At 71.5% G+C, this 6,729-nt stretch carries 7 protein-coding genes; 5 read left to right on the top strand and 2 right to left on the bottom strand.

Annotation, left to right across the window (positions count from 1 at the left end):
• The first annotated feature begins 200 nt into the window (after positions 1-200).
• The 4 genes from E2651_RS39620 (at position 201) to E2651_RS39605 (ending at position 3,790) form a co-directional block, all read left to right on the top strand.
• Positions 201-554, top strand: a complete 354-nt coding sequence (locus E2651_RS39620; RefSeq protein WP_135336129.1) for a histidine triad nucleotide-binding protein — start codon at positions 201-203, stop codon at positions 552-554.
• Between the two features lie 6 nt (positions 555-560).
• Positions 561-1,469 carry a ribonuclease Z gene (locus E2651_RS39615; protein ID WP_135336128.1) on the top strand — a complete coding sequence of 303 codons (909 nt, stop codon included), beginning with the start codon at positions 561-563 and terminating at the stop codon, positions 1,467-1,469.
• 13 nt (positions 1,470-1,482) lie between these two features.
• Positions 1,483-2,484 carry an adenosine deaminase gene (locus E2651_RS39610; RefSeq protein ID WP_135336127.1) on the top strand — a complete coding sequence of 334 codons (1,002 nt, stop codon included), beginning with the start codon at positions 1,483-1,485 and terminating at the stop codon, positions 2,482-2,484.
• Between the two features lie 202 nt (positions 2,485-2,686).
• A complete protein-coding gene (locus tag E2651_RS39605; protein ID WP_135336126.1) occupies positions 2,687-3,790 on the top strand; it encodes a PfkB family carbohydrate kinase in 1,104 nt (367 codons plus the stop codon).
• A 15-nt stretch (positions 3,791-3,805) separates the two neighbouring features.
• On the opposite strand, the gene E2651_RS39600 is transcribed toward E2651_RS39605, so the two are convergent.
• Together E2651_RS39600 and E2651_RS39595 are read right to left on the bottom strand one after the other, a co-directional pair.
• Positions 3,806-4,162 carry a cytidine deaminase gene (locus tag E2651_RS39600; RefSeq protein WP_135336125.1) on the bottom strand — a complete coding sequence of 119 codons (357 nt, stop codon included), beginning with the start codon at positions 4,160-4,162 and terminating at the stop codon, positions 3,806-3,808.
• 17 nt (positions 4,163-4,179) lie between these two features.
• A complete protein-coding gene (locus tag E2651_RS39595; protein WP_245239504.1) occupies positions 4,180-5,004 on the bottom strand; it encodes a helix-turn-helix transcriptional regulator in 825 nt (274 codons plus the stop codon).
• Between the two features lie 168 nt (positions 5,005-5,172).
• Here E2651_RS39595 and E2651_RS39590 point away from each other — a divergent pair, with 168 nt between their 5' ends.
• Positions 5,173-6,606, top strand: coding sequence for an MFS transporter (locus tag E2651_RS39590; protein ID WP_135336123.1), 1,434 nt, complete (start codon positions 5,173-5,175; stop codon positions 6,604-6,606).
• Positions 6,607-6,729: the final 123 nt, after the last annotated feature.

Raw genomic sequence — 6,729 nt, 5'->3', positions numbered from 1 at the left:
GCCCGCTGCCGTCCGCCCCCGCTGTGGGCAGGCGTTCCGCAGGGCGGAACGGGTGGGCACAGCCCCCATGCCGGGTGAGCGATGAAGCAGGGAGGCGGGGTGCAGCCCCATGCTGCCGGGGGCGGAGAGGCGGCCTGGCGCGGGCGCAGCCCGGATAGCATGCGGGGGCATAGTGAATCGGCTCGGACCGGAGGCGCCCCATGGCGGGAGAACCGCAGGCAGACTGCCTGTTCTGCAAGATCGTCGCGGGTGACGTACCCGCGACCGTCGTGAAGGAGACGGCCACGACCGTCGCCTTCCGGGACATCAACCCGCAGGCCCCCACCCACATCCTGGTCATCCCCAAGGTGCACTACACGGACGCCGCCGCCCTCGCCGCCGCCGAACCGGCCATCACCGCCGACCTTCTCCGCGAGGCCGGCGAGGTCGCCGCCGAGGAGAAGGCGGAGAGCTACCGCATCGTCTTCAACACCGGCTCCGGCGCCGGCCAGACCGTCTTCCACGCACACGCCCACGTCCTCGGCGGACGCGGCCTCCAGTGGCCCCCGGGATAACTCACCTTGTCCGTACGAGAATTGGTGGTCCTCGGCACCGCAAGCCAGGTCCCCACCCGGCACCGCAACCACAACGGCTACGTCCTGCTCTGGGACGGACAGGGGATCCTCTTCGACCCCGGCGAGGGCACGCAGCGGCAGATGCTGCGTGCCGGGATCGCCGCGCACGACCTGCACCGGATCTGTGTCACGCACTTCCACGGCGATCACTCGCTCGGTCTGCCGGGCGTCATCCAGCGCATCAATCTGGACCGGGTCCCGCATGAGGTGACCGTTCATTTCCCGCGCTCCGGCCAGCACTTCTTCGACCGGCTGCGGTATGCCACCGCCTACCGCGAGACGGTCCCGCTGATCGAGCAACCCGTCGACGGCAACGGGCAGTTGGCCGTCTCCTCCTCGTTCGCGCTCGACGCCGTCCGGCTCTCGCATCCCGTCGAGTCGTTCGGCTACCGCATCACCGAGCCCGACGGCCGTCGGATGCGGCCCGAGCTGCTCGCCGCGCGGGGGATCGCCGGACCGGACGTGGGGCTGCTGCAGCGGGAGGGTGTGCTGCGAGGCGTCACGCTCGACGAGGTGAGCTCCGTGCGGCGGGGGCAGCGGTTCGCCTTTGTGATGGACACCCGGCTGTGCGACGGCGTCTACGCGCTCGCTGAGGGCTGCGACATGCTCGTCATCGAGTCCACCTTCCTCGACGAGGACGAGCAACTCGCCATAGATCACGGGCACCTGACCGTGGGCCAGGCGACACGCGTCGCGATGGAGTCCGGTGTCCGGCATCTCGTACTGACCCACTTCAGTCAGCGTTACCCCGACTCCCGCGTCTTCGAGCAGCAGGCCCGGGAGGCCGGGTTCGACGGTGAACTCACCGTCGCGCAGGACCTGTTGCGTGTACCCCTGCCCAAACGAACCACCTGAGTGAGCCGAGCCCATGCCCCTTCCCAAAGCCGAACTCCACCTCCACATCGAGGGAACGCTCGAGCCCGAGCTGGCCTTCGCCCTCGCCGCCCGCAACGGCGTCACCCTGCCGTTCGCGGACACCGAAGAGCTCCGCAAGGCCTATCTCTTCGACGACCTGCAGTCCTTCCTCGACCTGTACTACGGGTTGATGGCCGTCCTGCGGACCGAGCGGGACTTCGAGGAGCTCGCCGACGCCTATCTGACGCGGGCCGCCGCGCAGGGCGTGCGGCACGCCGAGATCTTCTTCGACCCGCAGGCGCACATGGCGCGCGGCGTCGCCATCGGCACCGTGATGGAAGGGCTCGGTCGCGCCCTGGACCGCAGCGAGGAGCGGCACGGGATCTCGACCCGGCTCATCATGTGCTTCCTGCGCGACCAGTCCGCCGAGTCCGCCCTCCAGACGCTGGACGCCGCCAAGCCCCACCTCCACCGGATCATCGGCATCGGGCTCGACTCCGCCGAGGTCGGGCACCCGCCCGCCAAGTTCCGCGAGGTGTACGAGGCGGCCGCCGCGCTGGGCCTGCGCCGGGTCGCGCACGCGGGCGAGGAGGGTCCGCCCGCGTACATCACCGAGGCCCTGGACGTCCTGGGCGTCGAGCGCGTCGACCACGGTCTGCGGTGCATGGAGGACCCGGACCTGGTGGAGCGCCTGGTGCGGGAGCGGGTGCCGCTCACGCTCTGCCCGCTGTCCAACGTCCGGCTGCGCGCCATCGACGTACTCGAAGAGCACCCGCTGGCGCGGATGATGGACGCCGGCCTCCTGTGTACGGTCAACTCCGACGACCCCGCGTACTTCGGCGGCTATGTCGGCGACACCTTCCACGCCGTGCGGGAAGCCCTGGGAATCGACCAGGAGCGGCTGCGGGAGCTCGCGCGCAACTCCTTCGAGGCGTCCTTCCTCGACGGGAGCGCGGAGGACGAGGCGCTGCGGGCGCGGTATCTCGCCGAGGTCGCGGATTATTCGTTCGACTGATCGTCGGGGGCGGAGTTACGCGCATGGATTCCATCGCTCAGCTCTACGGCTGACACGGCCCTCATAGGCCCAACGTCCCGTCGCCGTGCCGTCGAGGCAGGGCTCGGAATCTCCTGGCCCCCCGAGGTACACGGCACGGCATGAACGACTCCATGCCGTGCCACACCGCGTGGCCGAAAGCTCTTTCGGTTACGTTGCCTGCATGGTCGTACCCCTCAGACCCAGCGTCGACCCGCTCAAGGCAGCCCGCAGAGCCGGTGATCCGGCCTGCGACGTCTACCTCACCGGCACGGTCTTCCTCGACATCATCTTCACCGGGCTCGACTCCGCGCCCGTGCGCGGGACCGAGTCCTGGGCGCGCGGGATGGGGTCGAGCCCCGGTGGCGTGGCCAATATGGCGACCGCGCTGGCCCGGCTCGGCCTGCGCACCTCGCTCGCGGCGGCGTTCGGGGACGACCACTACGGGGAGTACTGCTGGGACGCGCTCGCCCAGGGCGAGGGCATCGACCTCACGCCGTCGCGCACCGTGCCCGGCTGGCACTCCCCGGTGACCGTGTCCATGGCGTACGAGGGCGAGCGGACCATGGTCAGCCACGGGCACGAGCCGCCGCCCGACGCCGATGCCCCGGACGGCGGCGCCCCGCACTGCCCGCCACGCGCGCGTGCCGCCGTCGCCTCCCTGACGCCCGCCGCGCGGGCACCGTGGATCGCCCAGGCCGCCCGCAAGGGGACGCGGATCTTCGCCGACGTGGGGTGGGACGACACCGGGCGCTGGGACCTGGCGGGGCTCGCGGACCTGGAGCACTGCGAGGCGTTCCTGCCGAACGCGGAAGAGGCCATGCGGTACACGCGGACGGACTGCCCGCGTGCGGCCGCGCGGGCGCTGACCGAGCACGTTCCGCTCGTCGTGGTGACGCTGGGCGCCGAAGGGGCGTACGCGGTGGACGGGCGGACCGGCGAGACCGCCGAGGTCCCGGCGATCGCGGTCGAGGCGCTGGACCCCACGGGGGCCGGCGACGTCTTCGTGGCGGGCTTTGTGACCGGGACGCTCGCGGACTGGCCGCTGGCCGACCGGCTCGCCTTCGCGGGGCTCACGGCGGCGCTGTCGGTGCAGGAGTTCGGCGGTTCCCTGTCGGCGCCCGGCTGGGCGGAGGTCGCCGCGTGGTGGCGCACCGTGCGGGAGATCGACGACCAGGACCCGGCGGCGCTGCAGCGCTACGGCTTCCTGGAGGGCCTGATCCCGGAGGTCACGCGTCCGTGGCCGCTGCGGCGCGCGGTGCCGACGATCGGGTTCCGGTCGGCTTAGCGGCAGCGGGTGAGGTCACCCGGCCTCGGCCCGCACCCGGACCTCACCATCAGGCCCCGCCAGAAACACCGGCGTCCCGGCCCCGCCCAGGTCCCGCACCGCGGAAAGGTCCTCCGGAGACAGCGCCTCCGCGGAGGAGACGACCGCCGCCGCCTCGAGGGACTCGGCGCCGGACGCCACCGCCATGGCCACGGCCGTACGCAGCGCGGAAAGGTTCAGGGAAGCAAGCGCGACGGTCCCGGCGACATACGTACGCCCCGTCTCGTCCCGCACGGCGGCGCCCTCGGGCACCCCGTTCCGCGCCCGCGCCGAACGCGCCAGCGTCACGATCTTCCGGTCCTCAGCGCCCAGCGACGCGGTGCTCTCGGTCATGATCCGAGCATACGGAGCTACATCGCCACCGGAAACATGGACCCCCGCCGCCCCTCCGGCGACGCAAGCCACTCCAGTTTCGCCGCCGTCTCCGCCTCGTCCAGCGGCGTGTGCAGGACGATCGTCAGGTCGGGCCGCGCCGGCACGCGCAGCGCCGTCGACTCGACGTGCAGCGCGCCCACCAGCGGATGCGTCAGCTCCTTGAGGACCTGCCCGGCGGGCTGGATGTCCCGCCGCTCCCACAGCTCGGTGAACTCCTCGCCCGCCGACTCCCGCAGCTCGGCGAGGATCGCCTGGAATCCCTCGTCCTCCGGGTACTCCGAGCACGACGCGCGGAACTGCGCCACGACCCGCGCCGCGTTCTCCTGCCAACTCAGGCTCCGCGAGCGGTAGATGGGGTCGGTGAAGAAGTCCACGAGGCAGTTCTGGGTGATCTCGGGGCGCATCCCGAAGACCATCCCGGCCGCGTCGTTGTACATGACGCAGTTGTAGTAGCGGTCCATGATGTGCGCCGGGTACGGCATCCATGTGTCGATCAGGCGCTGCATGCCGTGGCACATGTCCCGGTCGGCCTGCTCGACCTCCGGCGCGGGCGGGTTGAGACCGGCGAGGATGTACAGATGCCGCCGCTCGGCGCTCGACAGCTTCAGGACGCGCGCCACGGAGTCCAGGACCTGCGGCGACACCGAGATGTCGCGGCCCTGCTCCAGCCACTGGTACCAGGACGCGCCGACCCCGGCGAGCACGGCGACCTCCTCACGGCGAAGACCCGGCGTACGCCGTCGCGCCCCGCCGTCCGGAAGACCCGCCTCCGCGGGGCTGACCCGGGCCCGTCGGCTCATCAGGAACTCGCGCAGCTCACCGAGCCGCCTCGCCTTGGACGCGTCCTGCGGCCGCACCGCCGCCGCCTCGCTCGTCCCCGCCATGTGCAGTTCCCCCTGCCTGGTGTTCCGACCACCAGCATAAGTTCCAGCTCCCCACGGCTATTCCGGACGCCGGATGCTCAGGGCATGGCGATCGACACCTCCACCCCCTCCTCCACACCAGCCGCTCCCGCGGCGCCGCGGCAACCTCAGGCCCCCAAGCTCTCCACCGGCGACCAGCTCGTCCTCTTCGTGCTGTGCGCCGCCCAGTTCATGGTCGCGCTGGACTTCTCCGTACTGAACGTGGCGCTGCCCGTCCTCGGCCCGGACCTCGGCATGAGCCAGTCCGCGCTGCAGTGGGCGGTGACCGCGTTCGCCCTGCCCTCCGGCGGCTTCCTGCTGCTCTTCGGCCGCGCCGGTGACCTGTTCGGGCGGCGCAGGCTGTTCCTCGGCGGGCTCGCCCTGTTCGGCCTGGCCTCGGTGCTCGCGACGTTCGCCTGGGACCCGGCGTCGTTCCTCGCCGGACGCGCGCTGCAGGGCGTGGCAGCGGCGGCGATCGTGCCGACCGGCATGTCCCTGCTGACGACGACCTTCCCCGAGGGCCCGCAGCGCGACCGGGCGCTCGGCATCTCCGGCACCCTGCTCTCGCTCGGCTTCACCATCGGCATGGTGCTCGGCGGCGTACTCACCGACACGCTCGGCTGGCGCTCCACGATGGGCCTGCTGACCCTCTTCGCGCTGATCGTGCTGCCGCTGGCGCCCCGCCTGCTGCCCGAGTCCCGCACCCCTGACCGCCCGCGCCTGGACATCCCGGGAGCGGTCACCGTCACCGGCGGTCTGCTCGCCCTGATCTACGCCCTGTCCACGGCCGCCGAGCGCGGCTTCGGCGGCACCGACGTCATCGTCACGCTCATCACCGGCGTCCTGCTGCTCACGGCCTTCGGCTACGTCGAGTCGCGCGCCGCGTCCCCGCTGGTCTCCCTGCCGATGCTGCGGCGGCGGACGGTGGCGTGGGGCAACCTGGGCGGGCTCGTCACCTTCTCGATGATGTCGGCCGTCATCTTCGTCCTCACGCTCTATCTGCAGGAGGTCCTGCGCCTCTCCGCCTTCCAGACCGGTCTCGTCTTCGGAGTGCAGGGCGCGCTCTCCGTCGTCGCCGGGATCTACGCACCGAGGGTCATCAGCCGCTTCGGAGCGCACCGCACGCTCGTCGTCTCGCTCATCGGCCAGGGCCTGTTCATCGCGGCACTGCTCGGCATCAACGACAGCGCCTGGTCGGTCTGGCTCGCCACGGCGGGCGTCTCGATCGCCAGCATGTTCCACCTGGGCGCGATCATCTCGTACGGCGTGACGGTCACCTCGGGCGTCCCGGACGAGGAGCAGGGCCTGGCCACGGGCCTGGTCACCTCCACCCAGCAGGTGGGCATCACCATCGGCATCCCGCTGCTCGGCGTCCTCGCGACCACGGGGACGGATCTCCTGGCGGGGACGCAGACGGTGCTCCTGATCGACGCGGCGGTGGTGCTCGCCGCGGCGGCCCTGGTGGCGGCGGGCCTGCGCCGCACGGGCTCGCGCGGCTAGATGGTTGATGCGCTTTGGCTCTGTCCGGAATGACGGAGAGTGCCCAGAATCGGTGGTGTAGAACACTGGCTCGACCCGTGGGGCGCGCTGTGAACACCGATCTGGACACTCTCCTGACCGCAC

It is taken from the genome of Streptomyces sp. MZ04 (genome assembly GCF_004684775.1).
Taxonomy (GTDB): Bacteria; Actinomycetota; Actinomycetes; order Streptomycetales; family Streptomycetaceae; genus Streptomyces.
Note: the sequence above shows the minus strand (reverse complement) of the source record. Positions and strands in the feature narration are given on the sequence as shown.

What these genes read in the sequence shown, in the direction of transcription:
- E2651_RS39610 (WP_135336127.1), top strand. Translation starts at nt 1,483, where the DNA reads ATGCCCCTTCCCAAAGCCGAACTCCACCTCCACATCGAGGGAACGCTC.
- E2651_RS39590 (WP_135336123.1), top strand. Translation starts at nt 5,173, where the DNA reads ATGGCGATCGACACCTCCACCCCCTCCTCCACACCAGCCGCTCCCGCG.
- E2651_RS39595 (WP_245239504.1), bottom strand. Translation starts at nt 5,004, where the DNA reads ATGAGCCGACGGGCCCGGGTCAGCCCCGCGGAGGCGGGTCTTCCGGAC.
- E2651_RS39600 (WP_135336125.1), bottom strand. Translation starts at nt 4,162, where the DNA reads ATGACCGAGAGCACCGCGTCGCTGGGCGCTGAGGACCGGAAGATCGTG.
- E2651_RS39620 (WP_135336129.1), top strand. Translation starts at nt 201, where the DNA reads ATGGCGGGAGAACCGCAGGCAGACTGCCTGTTCTGCAAGATCGTCGCG.
- E2651_RS39605 (WP_135336126.1), top strand. Translation starts at nt 2,687, where the DNA reads ATGGTCGTACCCCTCAGACCCAGCGTCGACCCGCTCAAGGCAGCCCGC.